Source organism: Rhizobium sp. R711, assembly GCF_002211365.1.
GTDB lineage: Bacteria > Pseudomonadota > Alphaproteobacteria > Rhizobiales > Rhizobiaceae > Rhizobium.
Map to the genome: position 1 here is coordinate 111,947 of NZ_LOKZ01000012.1, position 20,108 is coordinate 132,054.

At 59.8% G+C, this 20,108-nt stretch carries 21 protein-coding genes; 13 read left to right on the forward strand and 8 right to left on the reverse strand.

What is annotated here, in order from left to right; all coding sequences use genetic code 11:
• Position 1: 1 nt before the first annotated feature.
• Positions 2 to 1,006, reverse strand: coding sequence for an MBL fold metallo-hydrolase (locus ATY80_RS13975; protein WP_088693004.1), 1,005 nt, complete (start codon positions 1,004 to 1,006; stop codon positions 2 to 4).
• A gap of 305 nt (positions 1,007 to 1,311) precedes the next feature.
• Between ATY80_RS13975 and ffh the strand changes: the two genes are divergently transcribed.
• From ffh to rplS, 6 genes are all read left to right on the forward strand, one after another.
• Positions 1,312 to 2,886, forward strand: a complete 1,575-nt coding sequence (ffh, locus tag ATY80_RS13980) for a signal recognition particle protein (protein WP_088693005.1) — start codon at positions 1,312 to 1,314, stop codon at positions 2,884 to 2,886.
• Positions 2,887 to 2,901: 15 nt separating this feature from the next.
• Complete coding sequence (locus ATY80_RS13985) at positions 2,902 to 3,222, forward strand: chorismate mutase (RefSeq protein WP_016556656.1); 321 nt, start codon at positions 2,902 to 2,904, stop codon at positions 3,220 to 3,222.
• A 49-nt stretch (positions 3,223 to 3,271) separates the two neighbouring features.
• Positions 3,272 to 3,640 carry a 30S ribosomal protein S16 gene (gene rpsP, locus ATY80_RS13990; protein WP_088693006.1) on the forward strand — a complete coding sequence of 123 codons (369 nt, stop codon included), beginning with the start codon at positions 3,272 to 3,274 and terminating at the stop codon, positions 3,638 to 3,640.
• A 117-nt stretch (positions 3,641 to 3,757) separates the two neighbouring features.
• Positions 3,758 to 4,327, forward strand: a complete 570-nt coding sequence (rimM, locus tag ATY80_RS13995) for a ribosome maturation factor RimM (protein ID WP_088693007.1) — start codon at positions 3,758 to 3,760, stop codon at positions 4,325 to 4,327.
• Positions 4,328 to 4,335: 8 nt separating this feature from the next.
• Positions 4,336 to 5,016 carry a tRNA (guanosine(37)-N1)-methyltransferase TrmD gene (gene trmD / locus ATY80_RS14000; RefSeq protein WP_088693008.1) on the forward strand — a complete coding sequence of 227 codons (681 nt, stop codon included), beginning with the start codon at positions 4,336 to 4,338 and terminating at the stop codon, positions 5,014 to 5,016.
• 240 nt (positions 5,017 to 5,256) lie between these two features.
• The gene (rplS, locus tag ATY80_RS14005) at positions 5,257 to 5,793 is read left to right on the forward strand and encodes a 50S ribosomal protein L19 (RefSeq protein WP_018855826.1); all 537 of its coding nucleotides are present in this window, start codon (positions 5,257 to 5,259) and stop codon (positions 5,791 to 5,793) included.
• Between the two features lie 104 nt (positions 5,794 to 5,897).
• On the opposite strand, the gene ATY80_RS14010 is transcribed toward rplS, so the two are convergent.
• Positions 5,898 to 6,452 (reverse strand): hypothetical protein, encoded by a 555-nt coding sequence (locus ATY80_RS14010; protein WP_141105560.1) that lies wholly within the window; start codon positions 6,450 to 6,452, stop codon positions 5,898 to 5,900.
• A 168-nt stretch (positions 6,453 to 6,620) separates the two neighbouring features.
• Between ATY80_RS14010 and ATY80_RS14015 the strand changes: the two genes are divergently transcribed.
• The 5 genes from ATY80_RS14015 (at position 6,621) to ATY80_RS14040 (ending at position 11,159) form a co-directional block, all read left to right on the forward strand.
• Positions 6,621 to 7,016, forward strand: a complete 396-nt coding sequence (locus ATY80_RS14015) for a hypothetical protein (protein WP_088693010.1) — start codon at positions 6,621 to 6,623, stop codon at positions 7,014 to 7,016.
• A 198-nt stretch (positions 7,017 to 7,214) separates the two neighbouring features.
• A complete protein-coding gene (locus ATY80_RS14020) occupies positions 7,215 to 8,012 on the forward strand; it encodes a transporter substrate-binding domain-containing protein (protein WP_088693011.1) in 798 nt (265 codons plus the stop codon).
• 22 nt (positions 8,013 to 8,034) lie between these two features.
• Entirely contained in the window at positions 8,035 to 8,856 is an 822-nt protein-coding gene (locus tag ATY80_RS14025; protein WP_088693012.1) for an amino acid ABC transporter permease, read from the forward strand.
• A gap of 244 nt (positions 8,857 to 9,100) precedes the next feature.
• Complete coding sequence (gene leuC / locus ATY80_RS14035; protein WP_088693013.1) at positions 9,101 to 10,510, forward strand: 3-isopropylmalate dehydratase large subunit; 1,410 nt, start codon at positions 9,101 to 9,103, stop codon at positions 10,508 to 10,510.
• 109 nt (positions 10,511 to 10,619) lie between these two features.
• Entirely contained in the window at positions 10,620 to 11,159 is a 540-nt protein-coding gene (locus tag ATY80_RS14040) for a histidine phosphatase family protein (protein ID WP_088693014.1), read from the forward strand.
• Between the two features lie 53 nt (positions 11,160 to 11,212).
• Here the strand turns inward: ATY80_RS14040 and ATY80_RS14045 are convergent, their stop codons facing one another.
• Both ATY80_RS14045 and ATY80_RS14050 read right to left on the reverse strand, forming a co-directional pair.
• Positions 11,213 to 12,043, reverse strand: a complete 831-nt coding sequence (locus ATY80_RS14045) for an aldo/keto reductase (RefSeq protein WP_088693015.1) — start codon at positions 12,041 to 12,043, stop codon at positions 11,213 to 11,215.
• Between the two features lie 141 nt (positions 12,044 to 12,184).
• Positions 12,185 to 12,706, reverse strand: a complete 522-nt coding sequence (locus ATY80_RS14050) for a L,D-transpeptidase family protein (protein ID WP_088693233.1) — start codon at positions 12,704 to 12,706, stop codon at positions 12,185 to 12,187.
• Between the two features lie 170 nt (positions 12,707 to 12,876).
• Here ATY80_RS14050 and ATY80_RS14055 point away from each other — a divergent pair, with 170 nt between their 5' ends.
• Both ATY80_RS14055 and ATY80_RS14060 read left to right on the forward strand, forming a co-directional pair.
• A complete protein-coding gene (locus ATY80_RS14055; protein ID WP_007528266.1) occupies positions 12,877 to 13,560 on the forward strand; it encodes a response regulator transcription factor in 684 nt (227 codons plus the stop codon).
• 1 nt (position 13,561) lies between these two features.
• Positions 13,562 to 14,017, forward strand: coding sequence for a cyclic nucleotide-binding domain-containing protein (locus ATY80_RS14060; protein ID WP_088693016.1), 456 nt, complete (start codon positions 13,562 to 13,564; stop codon positions 14,015 to 14,017).
• A gap of 4 nt (positions 14,018 to 14,021) precedes the next feature.
• Here the strand turns inward: ATY80_RS14060 and ATY80_RS14065 are convergent, their stop codons facing one another.
• From ATY80_RS14065 to ATY80_RS14080, 4 genes are all read right to left on the reverse strand, one after another.
• Positions 14,022 to 14,825 carry an exodeoxyribonuclease III gene (locus ATY80_RS14065; protein ID WP_088693017.1) on the reverse strand — a complete coding sequence of 268 codons (804 nt, stop codon included), beginning with the start codon at positions 14,823 to 14,825 and terminating at the stop codon, positions 14,022 to 14,024.
• 122 nt (positions 14,826 to 14,947) lie between these two features.
• Positions 14,948 to 15,619 (reverse strand): outer membrane lipoprotein carrier protein LolA, encoded by a 672-nt coding sequence (locus tag ATY80_RS14070; RefSeq protein WP_088693018.1) that lies wholly within the window; start codon positions 15,617 to 15,619, stop codon positions 14,948 to 14,950.
• 138 nt (positions 15,620 to 15,757) lie between these two features.
• Positions 15,758 to 18,418, reverse strand: a complete 2,661-nt coding sequence (locus tag ATY80_RS14075) for a DNA translocase FtsK (RefSeq protein WP_088693019.1) — start codon at positions 18,416 to 18,418, stop codon at positions 15,758 to 15,760.
• A 245-nt stretch (positions 18,419 to 18,663) separates the two neighbouring features.
• Positions 18,664 to 20,097, reverse strand: a complete 1,434-nt coding sequence (locus tag ATY80_RS14080) for an ammonium transporter (RefSeq protein ID WP_088693020.1) — start codon at positions 20,095 to 20,097, stop codon at positions 18,664 to 18,666.
• Positions 20,098 to 20,108: the final 11 nt, after the last annotated feature.

Here is a 20,108-nt window from a genome sequence, read left to right on the forward strand (position 1 = left end):
CTCATGCGACCGGCACGTCAAAGACCTCGCCTGCCCTAAGCGGCCGGAACCGCTCTGGCGGTACCCCATGGTCGGTCATGGCTGCATCCAGCGCCTTGATCGGCGCATCAATCGCCTCGTCGGTGAGTTGGAAGGTGGCAAAGTGATGCCCTGCCACATAGGCCGCGTTGGCCAACTGCATGCCTGTCACCGCTTCCTTAGGGTTCTGATGCTGTCCCTTCATGAACCAGCGCGGTTCATAGGCTCCGAACGGCAGGACAGCGAGGCGAAAGGCACCATGCTTCTGCTGGGCAGCCCTGTAGTTGACGCCGCCATGAAAGCCCGTGTCGCCGACATGGTAGATCTTCCCTGCCGGTGTCGACAGGACGAAGGCCGCCCATAGCGCCATGCGACGATCGCCGGTGCCACGCGCCGACCAATGATGCGCCGGCTCGGCGTCGATCCTGATGCCGGCAAACGGGATACACTCGCCCCAATCCATCGCCGTCACCTGCATGGTGGGAACCGCGCGACGAATGATCGTATCGTTGCCAAGCGGCGTTACGACATGCGGCCGATGTCTCGCCTGCAACCGCTTAAGTGTCGCGATATCGAGGTGATCGTAATGGTTATGCGAAACGAGAACGAGATCGACCGGCGGCAGGTCGTCGAACGCGATCCCGGGCGCCACGACGCGCTTGGGTCCGGCGAAGGCGAACGGGCTGGCGCGGTCGGACCATACAGGATCGGTCAGGATATTGAGCCCCGCAACCTGCACCAGCATCGTCGCGTGGCCGACCATGGTCACCCGCAGATCGTCGCCATCAACGCGCGCATCCGGCTTGGCCGGTACGAAGGGGCTCGGAACCGACTTCGGCCAACGATCGCGGCCGCCGCCAAACTGCCATCGCATTAAATCTCGAAAACCGAGAGGCTCGATACCATCCGGATTGAAAAAATGCGTGCCATCAAAATGGTCGGAGACAGGCCCTTCATAGTAAGGATTGCGTCGCTTGGCAGTGGGCATACAGAACTATTCCGTTTGAAGGAAAAACAGATCTGGGATCGGGCGTGTGCTTTTGAAAGGTTGAAACGCCGTCTTTTCTCGGCTTTCCCTTGACTCCCGGCCCGTTTTCCTGTTTACCGCCGCTCAATCTGCGACGAGCTTCAAGACTCGAGCCACCGACCGGGACCCGCAAAGGTATAAAAAGATCCCGGAGGTCCACACCCGACAGCGCGATGCGCCCTCGGGTGCTTTTTGGCTTTGCGTCTTGTTTTCGTCAAGGAAAAGCACAAGGTTTCCGCCATCCCGGAAATCACAAGGAAGAGCCGATGTTTGAAAACCTCCAGGACCGTCTTGGATCCATTCTGAATGGACTGACAGGCCGTGGCGCGCTTTCGGAAAGCGATGTTTCCGCAGCGCTGCGCGAGGTGCGCCGTGCGTTGCTTGAAGCAGACGTGGCGCTCGATGTCGTGCGCTCCTTCACCGATCGCGTCCGCGAAAAGGCCGTCGGTGCGGAAATCCTGAAGTCGATCAAGCCCGGCCAGATGGTCGTCAAGATCGTCCATGACGAGCTGATCGAGATGCTCGGCGGCGAAGGTGTCGGTGTCGATCTGCATGCGGTAGCCCCCGTCGTTATCATGATGGTCGGTCTGCAGGGCTCAGGTAAGACGACCACGACGGCGAAGATCGCAAAGCGTCTCACCGATCGTGAAAGGAAGAAGGTGCTGATGGCGTCGCTCGATACGCGACGTCCGGCCGCCCAGGAGCAGCTGCGCCAGCTCGGTGTGCAGACCAATGTCGACACGCTGCCCGTGATTGCAGGCCAGTCGCCGACCGATATCGCCGCGCGCGCCGTGCAGGCCGCCAAGCTCGGCGGCCATGACGTCGTCATCCTCGACACCGCCGGCCGCACGCATATCGACGAACCCTTGATGGTCGAAATGGCCGACATCAAGAAGAAGTCGAACCCGCACGAAATCCTGCTGGTCGCGGACTCGCTGACTGGTCAGGACGCCGTCAATCTGGCCCGCAACTTCGATGAACGCGTCGGCATCACCGGCCTCGTGCTGACCCGCATGGACGGCGACGGCCGTGGCGGTGCGGCGCTCTCGATGCGAGCCGTAACCGGCAAGCCGATCAAGCTCATCGGTGTCGGCGAGCGCATGGGCGAGCTCGAGGAGTTCCATCCCCGCCGTATTGCTGACCGCATTCTCGGCATGGGCGACATCGTTTCGCTGGTCGAGCGCGCCGCCGAAAACATCGACGCCGAGAAGGCGGCTGCCATGGCCGCCAAGATGGCCAAGGGCAAGTTTGACCTGAACGACCTCGCCGACCAGCTGCGCCAGATGCAGAAGATGGGCGGCATGGGCGGCATCATGAGCATGATGCCCGGCATGGCCGGCATGAAGGACAAGATGGCTTCCGCTGGTCTGAACGACAGTCTGTTCGGCCGCCAGCTCGCTATCATCTCCTCGATGACCAAGGCCGAGCGCGCCAACCCCGATATTCTCAAGCACTCCCGCAAGAAGCGTATCGCCGCCGGCTCCGGCACCGATGCCGCCGACATCAACAAGCTTCTGAAGATGCATCGCCAGATGGCGGACATGATGAAGATGATGGGCGGCAAGGGCAAGGGCGGCCTGATGAAGCAGATGATGGGCGGCCTTGCCGGCAAGATGGGCCTTGGTGGCCTCGGCGGCGGCATGCCCGATCTTTCGAATATCGACCCCAAACAGCTCGAAGCGCTCCAAAAGCAGGCTGAAGCTGCTGGTCTCGGAAAGCCGGGCGGTGGCCTACCTGGTCTTGGCGGCATGTCCGGTGGTTTGCCGGGTCTCGGCAGCGCAAAGCTGCCGGGCCTTGGTGGTGGTTTCCCGGGGCTTCCCGGCTTGCCCAAGAAGAAGTGAAGGGTCGCGTGAACGATGATTGATCCTGAAATCAAAGCCCAGCTTTCGAACTATCGCCAGTCGATCGACAACATCGATGCGGCGCTGGTCCACATCCTGGCCGAACGGTTCCGCTGCACCAAAGAGGTCGGCGTTCTAAAGGCCAAGTACAAGTTGCCGCCGGCCGACCCGGCGCGCGAAGAATACCAGATCGAACGCCTCCGCCACCTGGCGAAGGATGCCAATCTGGATCCGGATTTCGCCGAGAAGTTCCTGAACTTCATCATCAAGGAAGTCATCCGGCATCATGAGCAGATCGCTGCCGACCACGCCGAAAACGGCGCCGCAGCAAAATGAACCGTACCGCCGGATCAGGCGGTCCAGAAAAGTCCAAGGAGTAAAGAAAATGGCACTGAAAATTCGTCTCGCACGCGGTGGTTCCAAGAAGCGCCCGTACTACCACATCGTTCTCGCCGACGCCCGTTCGCCGCGCGATGGCCGCTTCCTCGAGAACCTCGGTTCCTGGAACCCGATGCTCGCCAAGGACAACGACGCGCGCATTACGCTGAACAACGACCGCATCAAGCACTGGCTTGAACAGGGCGCACAGCCGACCGACCGCGTTCTGCGCTTCCTCAACGAAGCTGGCCTCGCAAAGCGTGACGCCAAGAACAACCCGGAAAAGGCAAAGCCGGGCAAGAAGGCTCAGGAGCGCGCTGCTGAAAAGGCTCAGAAGGCCGCCGACGCTGCCGAAGCTGCTGCTTCCGCAGAATAATCGGGGACTTTCCCTTATCGAACGGGCGGCATGGCGACATGCCGCCCGTTTTCGTTTCCATTCCACCGCACTTCGTTTAAGAGAAGCCCAGATTTGCGGCTTCATGTGAAGGACGTCATGGCAAAGCTTGAAAATCCGGTTCTGATGGCAACGATCGGTGGCGCCCAGGGGCTGCGCGGCGAAGTGCGCGCCAAGGCCTACACCGCTGACCCGACGGCCCTCGGCGACTACGGCAACCTGCACAGCATGGACGGCCGCACCTTCGAGATTCTCGATATCCGGGAGATGAAGAACGTTGTCGTCGTCCGCTTCCGCGGCATCAACGATCGCAATGCCGCCGAGGCGCTGAACGGACTGGAGCTCTACATCGAGCGTGAGAACTTGCCGGATGAGGAACTAGAGGAAGACGAATTCTTCTACGCCGATCTGGAGGGCCTGGAAGCGCTCGACGATCAGGGCATCAGCTACGGCATGGTGACCGGCGTTTTCGATTTCGGCGCCGGCGATCTCCTGGAGCTGAAAGGTCCCGGCAAGCGCCCGGTCCTGATCCCCTTCTCCGAAACCTCGGTTCTCGATATCGACCTTGAAAGCGGCAGGATCACAATCGATCCGCTGGCTGCCGGCCTCGTCGACAGCGAGGATGACGGACCGAACTTCACGCCCGACAAGCCGAAAAAGAAGAAGTGAGGCCGTCGATGGCGTTTCGCGCGACCGTGCTAACCCTCTACCCGGAAATGTTTCCGGGCCATCTCGGCTATTCCCTCGCCGGCAAGGCGATGGAGCGTGGCCAATGGTCGCTCGATACCCTGCAGATCCGTGATTTCGCCACCGACAAGCACCGGACCGTCGATGACACGCCCGCCGGCGGCGGCGCCGGCATGGTGCTCAAGCCCGATGTTCTCGCCCGCGCCATCGACAGCGCCTCCGAGAACGACAGCCGTCCTCGACTGCTGATGAGCCCGCGCGGCAAGCCGCTGACGCAGGAGCGCGTGCGCGAACTCGCGTCCGGCAAAGGGGTCATCATCGTTTGCGGTCGCTTCGAGGGCGTCGATCAGCGAGTGATCGATGCGCGCGAGTTGGAAGAGGTCTCAATCGGGGACTACGTGCTGTCGGGAGGCGAACCGGCAGCACTGACCGTACTGGATGCAATCGTCCGTGTTCTGCCGGGCGTCATGGGCAATGATCTTTCCGGACTGCACGAGAGCTTCGAGGGCGGCCTGCTCGAGCATCCGCACTATACCCGGCCGCAGGAATGGGAGGGCCGCGAGATTCCGGCGGTCCTCACATCGGGCAATCACGGCGCGATCGACAAATGGCGCCGCGAGCAGGCACTGCAGCTGACCCGCGAACGACGCCCGGACCTGCTGGACAAATGAGAGATGACCGGCGGCCAGGCATCCACAATTAACGGTCGGGCAGACAAAATTTCCGGGCCGAAGGGGTGACAAAGCCTGCGCAATACGCTATGCGCACGCCCGGAATGGGAAAACTCCCATCAACCACGTAAAGAAAAACAGACGAATTCGCTCCTGCCCTCACCGGCAAATATCTGCGGCTCGACCAAGGATAGATCGTTCAGAGCGCTCTGGCTGTTGAACCAACAAAGAGGTTGAGTCATGAACATCATTCAGCAGCTTGAGGCCGAACAGGTCGCCAAGATCGAAGCCCAGCGTACGCTCCCGGAATTCTCCCCGGGCGACACCGTTCGCGTGAACGTCCGCGTCAAGGAAGGCAACCGTACCCGCGTACAGGCCTACGAAGGCGTCTGCATCGCTCGCTCCGGCGGCGGCCTGCAGGAGAACTTCACGGTTCGCAAGATCTCCTACGGCGAAGGCGTCGAGCGCGTATTCCCGGTCTGCTCCCCGGCTATCGAAAGCGTAGAAGTCGTACGCCGCGGTAAGGTCCGTCGCGCGAAGCTTTACTACCTGCGCGATCGTCGCGGCAAGTCGGCTCGTATCGTCGAAAACACCGGCACCCGCGCCCGCAAGCTCAACGACGCTGAACGTCAGGCCGTTGCCGAGGAAAAGGCACGCCTGGAAGCCGAAAAGGTTGCAGCAGCTCAGGCGCTCGCAGCCGAAAAGGCAGCACAGGAAGCCGCAGAAGCCAAGGCAGCAGCAGAAGCTGCAGCAGCGGCAGAGCCGGCAGCAGAATAAGTTTCAATCCTCAGGGATTGTCGGAAAGGCGACCTTCGGGTCGCCTTTTTTGTTGCGCGCCGACTGTGCCTTTCGCCGCTGGCGGCGTTCGCCTTCAAATCCAGTCAATCGTCATCCAACCCTGTCCATGACGATGACCCATAGACTAGCGCATTGCCATTATCGTCACTTTCGCTCATCGGTGCGAAATAACGACGATAGCGCTTCATGGTCTCGTATAGGTCGCGCGGGCTGCCACAGTTGAGGAAGTCCGCATCAATACGGACCTCACTTTTGCCCATATCCAACCTCTCGATCAGGATGATTTTTCTCTGCTTGAACCGCCCTACTTCGTAGTATCTGATCTTAGCAATCGATGTCCAAGGAATGCTTGTCTCAGCTTGGTGCGCGACATGAATTCCCTCATGATCCATGGCTAACGTGACCTTGCTGAAATCTACTCGCGACAAAAGCTTGAGAGCACCGGTGACGTAACTGGCGAGGAGTGCCGCTGCCGCGAGAATACCGGCGACCAGGCCAAACCAAGAGCCCGAGATGGCCGCCGCGCCCTTTGCAATCAAATACAGAGATATGACACCACCCCCAAATAGCGCGAAGTAGACGGGGCCTCTGGCTCGCGTGAATTCACGACGGGGAAAACTGGTTTCCGTTGTGCTCATTGTCGAGTGCTCGTCATCGAAACTCAAATCGCATTGAACCACACTCGGGAGATACGGTAAGCCAGCGCCCAATTCTCCCCCTCTGGTTGCGCTGAAGAAATAGCGCGTCAAGCCAATTTCTGACACTTTCGCCTTGAAAGTTCGCTTAGCGAACCCGCTGGAGGTCAAATATCAGGCATTCTCATTGCAACTTTGCTGGCAACCGTCTCGACGAAAGCGACCGCAGGATTCTCAACCGGCGAGCTGCTTTTTGCCGATTGTTATGGTTCGCGGCAGTTCGTGATGGGCTACGTCACGGGCTGGCTGGATAAGTGGAACAGAGACGAATACCTCGCACGCCGTAATATCGCCGATAGCATTCAGAGTTCAAAAGCACTGGTGAACTCTGCTTTCCTCGCTAACTCTTTCGGCGTGAACTTCTGCGTGCCAGCCGGAACGAAACCCGAAGTGATCGGCGACATGCTCTGTACGTTTCTACAGCAGAATCCAGGTGTGCGCGATGCGACAGGCGACGACTTGATGACGACCCTGATCCGAGGCAATTACAGTTGCCCCGTAAATTAATCGTTGGGATCCGGGAGCCTGCGCCAGCCCACAACCCACCTAGGCACCCATCACACCGATTTCTGCGAAATTCCTTCCATCAAAGCCACAGTTTTTGAACCGCCTTTCCCGTTTTTGCGCACAGCTATCAAGCAATTCTCTTGCTATCCGCTTTGCAACTGTGACAGTTTCGCGAGCTATATTTCGGGGAGATACTTAATGCCGTTCCGCCGCGCCGTCCTTGCTGGACTGACCGCCCTCATCCTGTCGCCGTTGGCCGCCCTTGCCGCCGACCTTCCAGACCTCAACGGCAAGTCGGTGGTCGTCGTCACCGAGAATGCCTATCCGCCGCTGCAGTTCGTTGATCCGAAGTCGGGCAAGGCGATTGGCTGGGAATATGATGCGATGAACGAGATCGCCAAGCGGCTGAATTTCAAGGTCGAGTACCAGAACACCAGCTGGGACGCGATGATCCAGGCGGTCTCCGACAACCAGTACAACATCGGCATGACCGGCATCACCATCAAGGATGATCGCAAGGCCAAGGTTGATTTCTCCGATCCCTACATGCGCTCGCAGCAGTTCATGCTGGTGCGCGGAGATGAGAAACGCTTTACCGATGCCAAGACCTTTGGTGCCTTCAATGAAGGCCTCGTCGGTGCCCAGCCGGGCACGTCACCTTTCTACACGGCCGTGTACGAGATTCTTGACGGCAACGAACAGAACCCGCGTATCAAGCTCTTCGAAACCTTCGGCGCCACCGTTCAGGCCCTCAAGGCGGGTGACGTTGATGTCGTGCTGACGGACAGCGTCGCTGCCAAGGGCTATGTCGACGCGTCCAGCGGCGGCCTGAAGGTCATTGGCGGCCCGCTCGGTACGGAAGATTTCGGTTTCATCTTCCCGAAGGGCTCCGATCTCGTCGCCCCAGTCAATGCCGCGATCGCGAGCCTGAAGGCCGACGGCACCTTCGACGCGCTGAACAAGAAGTGGTTCCTCGACTACAAGATGGGCGAATGATCCTGTCTTCGGTTAGCGCGTGATGGCTTCTCAGCCGGCCCCAGGTGGGCATAGTAAGGGCGACTACCCCTGGTGGCTGGTCGCCCTTGTCGCGATCGGCATCGTCCTTGCCGTCGTCATTGTCACCAACGACATCTATGCGCAGGTCTTCCGCACCGTCTTCAACGGCGTCGGCGTCACCATCTTCGTGACGCTGGTGGGATTTGCGTTGGCGACCCTTCTCGGCCTCGGCATCGCGCTGCTCGGACTATCCGACAGCGTCGTGCTCCGCCAGATCTCTCGTTTCTACGTCGAAGTCATCCGCGGCGTGCCGATGCTGGTGCTGCTATTCTATGTCGCCTTCGTCGGCGCCCCCGGCATCGTCGCGGCCTATAACTTCCTGACCAGCCCGCTGGTCCAGGCCGGCTTGAGCGAACCGGTGATGGTGCGCGACTTCTCGCTGATGTGGCGGGCGATCATCGCACTGATGATCGGTTATTCCTCCTTCATCGCCGAAGTTTTCCGCGCCGGCATACAGTCTGTCGATCACGGTCAGATCGAGGCGGCTAAGGCGCTCGGTCTTTCGCGCTACCACCGGTTTCGGTTCGTCGTCTTTCCGCAGGCGATCAGGGTGATCTTCCCGCCGCTGTCGAACGATTTCGTGGCGATGGTCAAGGACAGTTCGCTTGTCTCCGTCCTCGGCGTCTCGGACATCACACAGATGGGCAAGGTCTATGCCTCCGGCTCGTTTCGCTTCTTTGAAACCTACTCCATCGTCACCTACATCTATCTCATCCTGACGATCGGTCTGTCGCTTGCGCTGAGGCAAGTGGAGAAACGGATGCGCGGGAAAGACCGACGCTAGCGTCCGAATGATTCGAATTGCCGCCGTCGTGAAAAATTGGTATGTGACAGCCCATGGAATCCAAGTTCAGTTGCATTGGGGCGCATATTTTCGTGCTGCAGGATCATTACCGCCTGCCGGCACGCTTCTTTGCGACCGTTTCCGGTGCACTCAACAGCCGACTTCGTTGATCGAATGACGGCCGGCGGGCCTCACCGCCACCAGCTCCATTTCTCCATACGCATCCAAGAACGGACCTAACGCCATGAGCGCACCGCGTACCCTTTACGACAAGATCTGGGACGACCATCTGGTCGATCAGCAGGACGACGGCACCTGTCTTCTCTACATCGACCGCCACCTGGTCCATGAAGTCACCTCGCCGCAGGCCTTCGAAGGCCTGCGCATGACCGGCCGCAAGGTCCGCGCGCCTGAAAAGACCCTCGCCGTCGTCGATCACAACGTCCCGACTTCGCCTGATCGTCATCTCGGCATCAAGAACGAGGAAAGCCGGATCCAGGTCGAGCAGCTCGCCATCAACGCCGCCGAATTCGGTGTCGAGTATTATTCCGAGAACGACAAGCGCCAGGGCATCGTCCACATCATCGGACCGGAGCAGGGCTTTACCCTGCCTGGCATGACGATCGTCTGCGGCGACAGCCACACGTCGACGCATGGCGCCTTCGGCTCGCTCGCGCACGGCATCGGTACCTCTGAGGTCGAGCACGTGCTCGCGACCCAGACGCTGATCCAGAAGAAGGCGAAGAACATGCTGGTGCAGGTCGATGGTCAGCTGCCGGCTGGCGTCACCGCCAAGGACATCGTTCTCGCCATCATCGGAGAAATCGGCACCGCCGGCGGCACCGGCTACGTCATCGAATATGCCGGCGAAGCCATTCGCGCGCTGTCGATGGAAGGCCGCATGACGATCTGCAACATGTCGATCGAAGGCGGCGCCCGCGCAGGCCTGATCGCCCCTGACGAGATCACCTTCGAATACATCAAGGGCAAGCCGCGCGCGCCGAAGGGCGAGGCGCTGGAGCAGGCGATCGCTTACTGGAAGACCCTGAAGTCGGACGAGGGTGCCCATTTCGACCGCGTTGTGAAGCTCAACGCCGCTGAACTGCCGCCGATCGTGTCCTGGGGCTCTTCGCCGGAGGACGTCATTTCCGTTCAGGGTGTCGTTCCGAATCCGGACGAGATCCAGGAAGAGACGAAGCGTGCTTCCAAGTGGCGTGCGCTCGATTACATGGGCCTGAAGCCTGGAACCCCGATCACCGAGATCAACATCGACCGCGTCTTCATCGGCTCCTGCACCAACGGCCGCATCGAAGACCTGCGCGCCGTTGCCAAGGTTGTCGAAGGCAAGACCGTTGCCTCGACCGTCAACGCCATGATCGTTCCGGGCTCCGGCCTGGTCAAGGAGCAGGCAGAGCAGGAAGGCCTCGACAAGATCTTCAAGGCAGCCGGCTTTGACTGGCGCGAGCCGGGCTGCTCCATGTGCCTCGCCATGAACGACGACCGCTTGAAGCCCGGCGAACGCTGCGCCTCGACCTCGAACCGCAACTTCGAAGGCCGCCAGGGCTTCAAGGGCCGCACGCACCTGGTCTCCCCGGCCATGGCTGCCGCGGCCGCGATTGCCGGCCACTTCGTCGATATTCGCGAGTGGAACTAAGACGCGTAAGCCTCCCTCTTGGAAACGAGGGGGAGGCTATCTCAGCAGACACCGGACGCATTCGGTGAGACAATGGCCGCGTTCGAACCTTAGCTCTCTGGAGAGCAACATGAACGCCGCAGCGAAGCCGCCCGCAAAACGACGCCTTCTCCTTCTTCGTCACGCCAAATCCGCATGGCCGGCAGATGTTGCCGACCACGACCGTCCGCTTGCGGGTCGCGGAGAAAAGGCAGCACCGCTGATGGGCCGCTATCTCGCGCGCGAAAAGCTTATTCCTGATCTTGTGCTGGTGTCATCCGCTCGCCGCACACAGGAGACGTGGAAACTCGTCGCCAAAAAGCTCCCATCTTCGATCGAAAAGCTGGATACGGAAGACTTGTACGAAGCCTCCGCGGCGAAAATCGCTGCCGTCGTGCAGGCGGTCGATCCATCGGTTCGAACGCTTATGCTGATAGGGCACAATCCCGGCTTTCAGGATCTCGCAGAGGGCCTCATCGGCGCAGGCGATCCCGAGGCATGTGCTGGCATCAGGCAGAAATTCCCGACAGCCGCACTTGCTGTCATCGCATTCGATGCTGATCGTTGGAAACAGCTGAAACCGAAAAGCGGCACGCTGGAACGATTCGTCACACCGCGCTCGCTCGACTGAACGACAGCCGCTTCTCCCTCCCCCGCATGAGAGGAGCGAGAGCGAAGTCTACATCAGAAGTTGGCCGTGTAGGGATCCGGTCCCATGCGGGCGCCCTTGTCGTCGAGCTTGGCAATCGCTGCCATGTCGGCCGCATCCAGCTTGAAATCAAAGACCTTGAAATTCTCCTCGATGCGCGATGGCGTCACCGACTTCGGTATGGCGACGAGACCACTATCGATGTGCCAGCGGACGATGACCTGCGCAGGCGTCTTTCCGTGCTTCTTGGCGATCTCGCCAATCGTTGCATCGGCGATCAACTTGCCCTGACCGAGCGGGCTCCAGGATTCAGTGACGATGTTCAGCCTCTTATGTGCTTCCTGCGCCGCTCTCTGTTGGAAATCCGGATGCAGCTCGATCTGGTTGATAACAGGAACGACGCCCGTGTCGCCGATGATCTGTTCCAGATGGTCGGGATAGAAGTTCGAAACACCGATGGAACGCGCGCGGCCTTCTTCCCTGATCGTCACGAAGGCCTTCCAGGTTTCGCGATACAGACCGCGGTGCGGCGATGGCCAGTGGATGAGGTAGAGGTCGACATAATCCGTGCCGAGCTTCTTCAGGCTGCCCTCGAAGGCGCGCATGGTCGCATCATAGCCCTGGTCGGTGTTGCGGAGCTTGGTGGTGACGAAAATGTCCTTGCGATCGAGACCGGATGAGCGGATGCCCTCGCCGACGCCTTCCTCGTTGTCGTAACCGGAAGCCGTATCAATGTGACGATAGCCGGCGGCAATGGCCGCGCGCACCGTCGGTGCCGCAATCTCCTGGGGCGTTTGCCATACGCCAAGGCCCACCTGGGGAATGGAATGTCCGTCATGGAAAGTGATGATGGGTTGCTGTGCCACAATATGTCTCCGGAAGTTTGAAGAATTGGACGGGGCGTGATTGAACCCGCGGCCTCGCGGATTTCCCTGCGCGCATTTCAGCCCTCGCGCCGGTCGAGAAGGCATATAGGTCAGCGCGGTCGGTTTATCACCCCCATGGCATCAAAGAACGCGTATGACGGTGCCCTTGCGCAGGAAGGGAAGAAGGCGCCGCATGTCGCGCGGATGAACCGCCACACATCCCGCGGTCGGCTTGTAACCGGGCTTGATCAGATGGAAGAAGATTGCCGAACCGCGATTGCGGGCTCGTGAGGTAATGTTCCAGTCCATGACGAGACAGACGTCATAAAGCCCGTCCTTGCGCTTCATTTCCTCGTGACTCGGCCGGAAAGGCGCTTTGACGAGTCTATTGTAGTTCGGATCCTCAGCCTGGTCGCACCAGAGCATATCCGTACGAATGCGACGAATCGCAAGCGATGTCTCGAGACGCATCGGACGTTCACCGCGGCGAAAGCCGTAAAGCAGCTTCATCGGAGCGATTGGGGTAGCTCCATCACCCTCACGCTTGCGGACCGTTCGACCGGCCCGGCCGATCGCGGCAGGCACTCTAATTGCGCCGAACTGAACCAAGGCCCGGCTTTTTTTGCCTGGCGCAGGCCGAACGAGGAGGGTCGTCGACTTTATCGGTCTCGGACGCCTTGTTTTCTCCATTTTTCTCACATGTGTTTGCGATTGCTAGGATTACGATTGAAATCATATAGCATCGTATACGACAACAGCTCGGTCGCCCGATCTTTGCCAATGCTGAAAAATTGGCGTAGGAGAGGGGGACCGCAGGCGAGGGATAGAGCCGCATGACCGCACGCACCATTCTCTTGGTGGATGACGACGACGACCTCCGCGAGACACTCACGGAGCAGCTTTCGCTCTATGACGAATTCACGGTCCTCCAGGAAACGACGGCGGCCAAGGGTGTCGAGCGCGCACGATCAACGCCGATCGACCTGCTCATCATGGACGTTGGCCTGCCTGACATGGACGGTCGCGAGGCTGTGAAGCTGCTGCGCAAGGGTGGTTTGAAAGCCCCGATCATCATGCTGACCGGCCATGACACGGATTCGGATACGATCCTTGGCCTTGAGGCCGGCGCCAACGACTACATCACCAAGCCCTTCCGTTTTGCCGTCCTGCTTGCGCGCATCCGCGTGCAGCTGCGACAGCACGAGCAGAGCGAGGACGCCACCTTCAATGTCGGCCCCTATGTTTTCAAGCCGAGCCAAAAGCTGCTGACGATGGACAGTGGCCAGAAGATCCGCCTGACCGAGAAGGAAGCGGCAATCATTCGCTACCTCTACCGCGCCGAGCAGAAGGTCGTCACTCGTGACGTGCTGCTGGAAGAGGTATGGGGTTATAATTCCGGTGTGACGACGCACACGCTCGAAACCCATGTCTATCGTTTGCGCCAGAAGATTGAACGCGATCCCTCCAACGCCGAAATTCTGGTAACGGAAAACGGCGGCTACAAGATCATCCCGTAAGATGGCGCTGAACGACGACATCCGACTGCTGTCGCAGTTGCCGCTGTTCCACGATATGTCGGAGGATCAATTAAGGCTGATCGCCTTCGGCGCAGATCGACGAGTCATTTCCGCCGGTCAGATGCTCTTTCGGGAAGGCTCGCCGGCTGAAAGCGCCTACGTCATCCTTAGTGGCGGCGTGGATCTCAGCCGGATCGGCCGCGATGGCGAGCCAGAAGTCCAGAATACCGCCGGACCTGGCACCCTTCTATCCGAACTTGCGCTGATCACACTCGTCGAGCGCAAGTACACGGCCGTTGCGACAGAAGACACGAGCATCATCCGCATCACCCGTTCGCTCTTCCATCGGCTGATCGAGGAATATCCGGATGCAGCTCGACTGATCGAGAGCCGCATCCGCGACAACATTGCCGAGCTCGCAGCCAGGGCCGCGGCCCAACTTCACCGCTTCGTCTGACGGATCAGAGATTGAAGTGCGCCGTGACCGGCACGTGGTCGGACGGCCGTTCCCAACCGCGCGCTTCCTTCAGAATGTCGATGCGCTGCAGGTGCGGTCCAAGGTCCTTTGAGCTCCAGATATGGTCAAGGCGGCGGCCGCGATCAGCCGCTTCCCAGTCCTTGGCGCGATAGCTCCACCATGTATAGAGCTTTTCGTTCTCCGGAACGTGCTGCCGCATCAGGTCAAGCCAGGCGCCGCGCTGCATCACTTCGAGAAGACCATCCGTCTCTATAGGCGTGTGGCTGACGATCTTGAGCAGCTGCTTGTGTGACCAGACATCATGCTCAAGTGGCGCAATGTTGAGGTCGCCGACGAGGATTGCCGAGGTGTTTGCTTCGCCATTTGCCTTGAGTTGCTTCATCTCGTCGATGAAATCGAGCTTGTGCCCGAACTTCGGATTGATCGTCCGATCCGGTTCGTCTCCGCCGGCAGGTACGTAGAAGTTATGCAGGCGAATACGCCGGCCACCACGTTCGAAGACGGCCGAGATATGGCGCGCGTCGCCGACGTTGCAGTAGTCCTGGCGGTGGTCCTCGACCAACGGAAAGCGCGACGCGATGGCAACGCCGTGATAGCCCTTCTGGCCATGGATGATAATGTGTTCGTAGCCCATCGCGCGCAGCGGCGAGGCAGGAAACAGGTCGTTCGGAACTTTCGTTTCCTGGAGGCAAAGGATGTCAGGCTTATGCTTGAGGACGAATTGCTCGACGATCGGCATGCGAAGCCGCAGAGAGTTGATATTCCAAGTCGTAACCGAGAAGCCCATTCGATTGCCTTTCAAAACCGGACGAACTGGCTTTAGAGCAAAGGCTGTGCCGATGGAACGGATGCCGCAAAAGAAAAACGCCCCGCAGATCGCAGGGCGTTGTTCTTGCAAAGCAGCTGAAATCAATCTCGGTAAGCGGCCGTTCCCGGGATCACCTCGTAGGGCACCTTGAACACCTTGTCGTCGAACTGGACGCCGGTCTTGACGTTGAAGACCATCACGGACGTGTCCTTGCCCTGATTGTCGGTAATCGTCCACTGGCGGAGATCATAGGTCTTCGGATCGAACATCATCGTAATCGTCGAGTTGCCAAAGACGGTGTTGTTGCCGAGCGCAATCGTTGTCAGGTCGGATTCCTGCTTCACACTTTTGACTGATCCGGCCGAGAGATCGATATGCTGTGCCAGCAGCAGGCTGAGCGGCGTCTTCGACAGTGGGTAAAGATCCCAGGTCTTGAGCTTCATGTTTCCGACGGCGACATTCTTACCATCCGCGATGACACGGATCGGCGACGGATTGTCATAGTTGAAGCGCAGCTTACCGGGGCGCTGAATATAGAACTTGCCGCCGGTCTGCTCGCCGCGCGGGCCGAATTGAACGAATTCGCCCTGCATGGTGGCGACACTTGAGAAGTGATCAGCGATCGCCTGCGCGGTGGCCGCGCTTGAAGCTGCGGATGCCGCCTGCGCATAGGCAGCAATCGGGACCGAAGATGCCGCAGCGACGGCCAGCGTACCCAACAGATGGCGCCGGGTCAGCGAGATGCGGTCCAGGATGGAGTCGGAGTTGTTCATCTATGTCTCCTTTATGCAATTTGAATGCTGCGGAAACGCGGCGCCTTCATGGCGTAGTTCGCAGACCTGCATAAACTAACGGTTTCGGTGCGATCAGGTTTCCGTGAACGCCGGCGTCATTCAATTGCTGCTGACATTTCAGCGGTCGAGAATATCACCGTCAGTCGGAACCAGGATCTCGCGTTTTCCAGCATGGTTGGCGGGACCGATGATGCCTTCCTGCTCCATCCGCTCGATCAGTGATGCGGCGCGGTTGTACCCAATGCCAAGTCTACGCTGAATATACGACGTCGATGCCTTTCCGTCACGCAGAACGATCGCGACAGCCTGATCGTACGGATCGTCGGAATCTGAGAGATTGGACGTCCCGGCCGGACCGCCGCCGTAGTCGCCATCTTCGTCATCATCCGCCGTGATCGCGTCGAGATATTGCGGCGCGCCTTGCGTTTTCAGATAGGAAACGATCTCTTCCACTTCCATATCTGCAACGAACGGGCCATGGACACGCTGAATGCGCCCGCCGCCAGCCATATAGAGCATGTCGCCCATGCCGAGCAGTTGTTCGGCGCCTTGTTCTCCAAGGATGGTGCGACTGTCGATCTTCGACGTGACCTGGAAGGAAATACGCGTCGGGAAGTTTGCCTTGATCGTGCCGGTGATAACGTCGACGGACGGGCGCTGGGTAGCCATGATGACGTGAATGCCGGCGGCACGCGCCATCTGCGCCAGGCGCTGCACCGCGCCTTCGATGTCCTTGCCGGCGACCATCATGAGGTCAGCCATCTCGTCGATGATGACGACGATGTAAGGCATAGGCTGCAGATCAAACTCTTCCGTCTCATACATCGCCTCGCCGGTATGGCGGTCGAAGCCCGTTTGCACGGTACGCGAAATCACCTCGCCCTTGGCGAGCGCCTGCTCGACGCGACTGTTGAAGCCGTCGATGTTGCGGACGCCGATCTTCGACATTTTCTTGTAGCGCTCTTCCATCTCACGGACGGTCCACTTGAGCGCAACGACGGCCTTCTTGGGATCGGTGACGACAGGCGAGAGAAGGTGCGGAATACCGTCATAGACCGACAATTCAAGCATCTTCGGATCGATCATGATCAGACGGCATTGCTCTGGCGTCATGCGATAAAGCAGAGACAGGATCATGGTGTTGATGGCGACCGACTTACCGGACCCGGTCGTACCGGCGACCAGCAAGTGCGGCATCTTCGCCAGATCCGCGATCACAGCCTCACCGCCAATCGTCTTGCCGAGCGCCATGGCAAGCTTTGCCTTCGAACCTTCGAAGTCGCGCGAGGCGATGAGCTCGCGCAGATAGACCGTTTCGCGCGTGGAGTTCGGCAGTTCGATGCCGATCGCGTTGCGACCCGGCACGACGGCAACGCGGGCAGCGATCGCGCTCATCGAACGGGCAATGTCGTCGGCAAGGCCGATGACGCGAGACGACTTGATGCCCGGAGCGGGCTCCAATTCATAAAGCGTGACGACGGGACCCGGCCGAACGTGGATAATCTCTCCCTTGACGCCGAAATCCTCAAGCACGCCCTCGAGCATACGTGCATTCTGTTCCAGCGCATCAGCTGAAAGGGTCGAATCACGAACAACATTCTTCGGTTCCGCCAGCAAGTGCATCGAGGGAAGCTGGAAGCCTTCCGGACGAATGAAGGAGCCCTGTTGCTCGCGTTCGATGCGCGCGCCGGGCTTCGGCCGGGCGGCAGGCTGCACGACGCGCGGCTCGGCGCGGTCGGCCGGTTTGGCTGGCGCACGCATCATCCAGTCATCGTCGTCGGGCAGGATATCGGCCGGACGCGGCGGCATGTCGTCAAACGGCAGATCGTCGTCATCCTCGTCATCGTTGAGCGAAATGGATGGCGCAGAAACGACACGGCGCTGCGAGGCAGCGCGCGGGTCCATCGATGGTTCCATGCGCTCTCCGCGCGCGACTGGCGCCTTTGCGCGCACCGGTTCGTTCAGCTTGCCAAACTCGTCATCGTTGAAATCGTAAGGTGACTCGAAATCGTCCTGCCGTCGTTTGCGGGGGCCCATGCCGAGCAAGCGCCGCATCCGAGCCTGGCTCATGTACCAGGCATGCGTCAGCGCGCCGACGGCAAGCCAGCCACCTTCATCGTCATCCTCGTCTTCATCGCCAACCGAGCGCAGCTTCGAACGCGTGTTTGCATATTCCTCCTCGGCCTCGTCTTCATCGTCCTCGCTACGGCCGACGAGACCGGCAGCAAACAGCATCATCCAGACTGTCGGGATGGCAAACACGCAGCCCACCGCGGTCGCAAAGGCCCCGGTCGGATAAGCGCCAACAAAGAGCGCAGGAAACCGCAAGATCATATCGCCGACAACGCCACCGATGCCGTTGGGGATCGGCCAGGTGAGCGGCGGCGGGAAGCAGCCGATAACGGCGGAGGAAAGCACAGAACCCGCCCCCCACGCGGCAGCGCGCGCCGGGATGCGGCTGATGCGACGACCTGAGATCAATGCCAGAGCCCACGCCACAACAGGCAGGAGTGCCACGACACTGGCAAGGCCGAAAAACTGCATCGCGATGTCGGCGAACGCGGCCCCGCCATAGCCCAGAACATTGGTCGGTTCGTTCCCGGTCGCATAGGAATAGCTTGGATCTGCAACGTTCCACGTCGCGAGCGCCGCGACTGCCAATGCGAGCAGCAGAAAAATCGCGAAGCCAACAAGGGTCTGCGCCTGCCGGAACATGAAACCCGAAAGGGAAAAACGGTCCGGCCGGCCATCCATTGCTGGCGATGTGCTTCTTGCCATGTGTGTACCCGTTCAATGCGTGAGAGCGTGCGAATCGCCAAGCGTCTGCACCCAGTACCTTCGCCCCACCTAATCAGAGGACGGTTAAAGCGGTATTAACCATGCCGCCCCCCCCCACATCTTGCACCGGAAAATAAAAAGGCCCGAACCTATGGAGGTCCGGGCCAAGAGCGGACTATTCGAACGAATAGGCCGCGACGGGCTGTTCAGCGGCGCCTGCTTACGCAAGCGCCGCAATGCCTTGATTACGCGTGGTAAGCGGCTTCGCCATGGGTCGAAAGATCGAGACCTTCGCGCTCGGCTTCGACGGTAACGCGCAGGCCGATGACGACATCGACGATCTTGTAGAGGATCGCGGAACCGATACCCGACCATGCGATCGTTGTCAGAACGCCCTTCAGCTGAGCGAGAACCTGGGTCGCCGTACCCGGATAGCTGGCTGCGAAATCAGCCGTCGAATAGTCGACAATGCCAGCGCCGCCGAGCGCCGGGTTAACCAGGATACCGGTGCCGATCGCGCCGAGGATACCGCCGATGCAATGTACGCCGAAGACGTCGAGCGAGTCGTCGTAGTTGAACTTGTTCTTGACGACGTCGACGAAGAAGTAGCAGACCGGCGAAACGATGAGGCCGAGAACAATCGAACCCATCGGGCCGGCGAAGCCAGCAGCCGGAGTGACGGCAACGAGGCCAGCGACGGCACCCGAAGCTGCACCGAGCATCGAAGCCTTACCGCGTGCGAAGTTTTCGACCAGGCACCAGGACACAGCGGCAGCAGCCGTTGCAACAAAGGTGTTGATCATCGCGAGCGAAGCAAAGGAGTTGGCTTCGAGGTTGGAGCCAGCGTTGAAGCCGAACCAACCAACCCACAGAAGCGATGCACCGACCATGGTAAGCGTCATCGAATGCGGAGCCATAATTTCCTTCTTATAGCCCGTGCGCTTGCCGAGCATGATGGCACCAATCAGACCGGCAATGCCGGCGTTGATGTGGACGACCGTGCCGCCGGCGAAGTCAAGTGCGCCATAGGAGAAGATCAGGCCCGACGGAGAGGTGTAAGAGCTCGGACCGCCCCAGAACCAGACCATGTGTGCCATCGGGAAATAGACGAAGGTGACCCACAGAACGACGAAAAGCATGACAGCCGAGAACTTGATGCGCTCGGCAAAGGCACCGACGATCAGGGCTGGCGTGATGCAGGCGAAGGTCATCTGGAAGCAGACGAAGGTCAGTTCCGGAATGGCCACGCCCTTTGTGAAGGTCTCAGACAGGGTCGTCGTGTTGACGCCGGCAAGGAAGGCCTTCGAGAAGCCGCCGACGAAGCTGTTGAGCGAACCGCCGTCCGTGAAGGCCAGCGAATAGCCGTAGGTAACCCAGATGATCATGACCACGGCCGTGATCATGAAAACCTGCATGAGAACCGAGAGCATGTTCTTGGCGCGAACGAGGCCGCCGTAGAATAGCGCCAGGCCCGGGATGGTCATCAGCAGGACGAGAACCGTCGAGACGAGCATCCAGGTGTTGTCGCCCTTGTCCATCGTCATCGCAGGAGCAGCCGCGGCAGCAGCAGGCGCAGCTGTCGTGGCAGCGTCCTGGGCAAAGGCAGCGACCGGCGCCAGCAGCGCAGCGGAAGCAGCGCCAAGCCGCGCAAAATTGGAAGAAAACTTCGAAATTGACATTGAAAGAGGCT

Coding starts and splice junctions, on each gene's coding strand:
- ATY80_RS13975 (WP_088693004.1), bottom strand. CDS start 1,006: ATGCCCACTGCCAAGCGACGCAATCCTTACTATGAAGGGCCTGTCTCC.
- ffh (WP_088693005.1), top strand. CDS start 1,312: ATGTTTGAAAACCTCCAGGACCGTCTTGGATCCATTCTGAATGGACTG.
- ATY80_RS13985 (WP_016556656.1), top strand. CDS start 2,902: ATGATTGATCCTGAAATCAAAGCCCAGCTTTCGAACTATCGCCAGTCG.
- rpsP (WP_088693006.1), top strand. CDS start 3,272: ATGGCACTGAAAATTCGTCTCGCACGCGGTGGTTCCAAGAAGCGCCCG.
- rimM (WP_088693007.1), top strand. CDS start 3,758: ATGGCAAAGCTTGAAAATCCGGTTCTGATGGCAACGATCGGTGGCGCC.
- trmD (WP_088693008.1), top strand. CDS start 4,336: ATGGCGTTTCGCGCGACCGTGCTAACCCTCTACCCGGAAATGTTTCCG.
- rplS (WP_018855826.1), top strand. CDS start 5,257: ATGAACATCATTCAGCAGCTTGAGGCCGAACAGGTCGCCAAGATCGAA.
- ATY80_RS14010 (WP_141105560.1), bottom strand. CDS start 6,452: ATGAGCACAACGGAAACCAGTTTTCCCCGTCGTGAATTCACGCGAGCC.
- ATY80_RS14020 (WP_088693011.1), top strand. CDS start 7,215: ATGCCGTTCCGCCGCGCCGTCCTTGCTGGACTGACCGCCCTCATCCTG.
- ATY80_RS14025 (WP_088693012.1), top strand. CDS start 8,035: ATGGCTTCTCAGCCGGCCCCAGGTGGGCATAGTAAGGGCGACTACCCC.
- leuC (WP_088693013.1), top strand. CDS start 9,101: ATGAGCGCACCGCGTACCCTTTACGACAAGATCTGGGACGACCATCTG.
- ATY80_RS14040 (WP_088693014.1), top strand. CDS start 10,620: ATGAACGCCGCAGCGAAGCCGCCCGCAAAACGACGCCTTCTCCTTCTT.
- ATY80_RS14055 (WP_007528266.1), top strand. CDS start 12,877: ATGACCGCACGCACCATTCTCTTGGTGGATGACGACGACGACCTCCGC.
- ATY80_RS14060 (WP_088693016.1), top strand. CDS start 13,562: ATGGCGCTGAACGACGACATCCGACTGCTGTCGCAGTTGCCGCTGTTC.
- ATY80_RS14065 (WP_088693017.1), bottom strand. CDS start 14,825: ATGGGCTTCTCGGTTACGACTTGGAATATCAACTCTCTGCGGCTTCGC.
- ATY80_RS14070 (WP_088693018.1), bottom strand. CDS start 15,619: ATGAACAACTCCGACTCCATCCTGGACCGCATCTCGCTGACCCGGCGC.
- ATY80_RS14075 (WP_088693019.1), bottom strand. CDS start 18,418: ATGGCAAGAAGCACATCGCCAGCAATGGATGGCCGGCCGGACCGTTTT.
- ATY80_RS14080 (WP_088693020.1), bottom strand. CDS start 20,097: ATGTCAATTTCGAAGTTTTCTTCCAATTTTGCGCGGCTTGGCGCTGCT.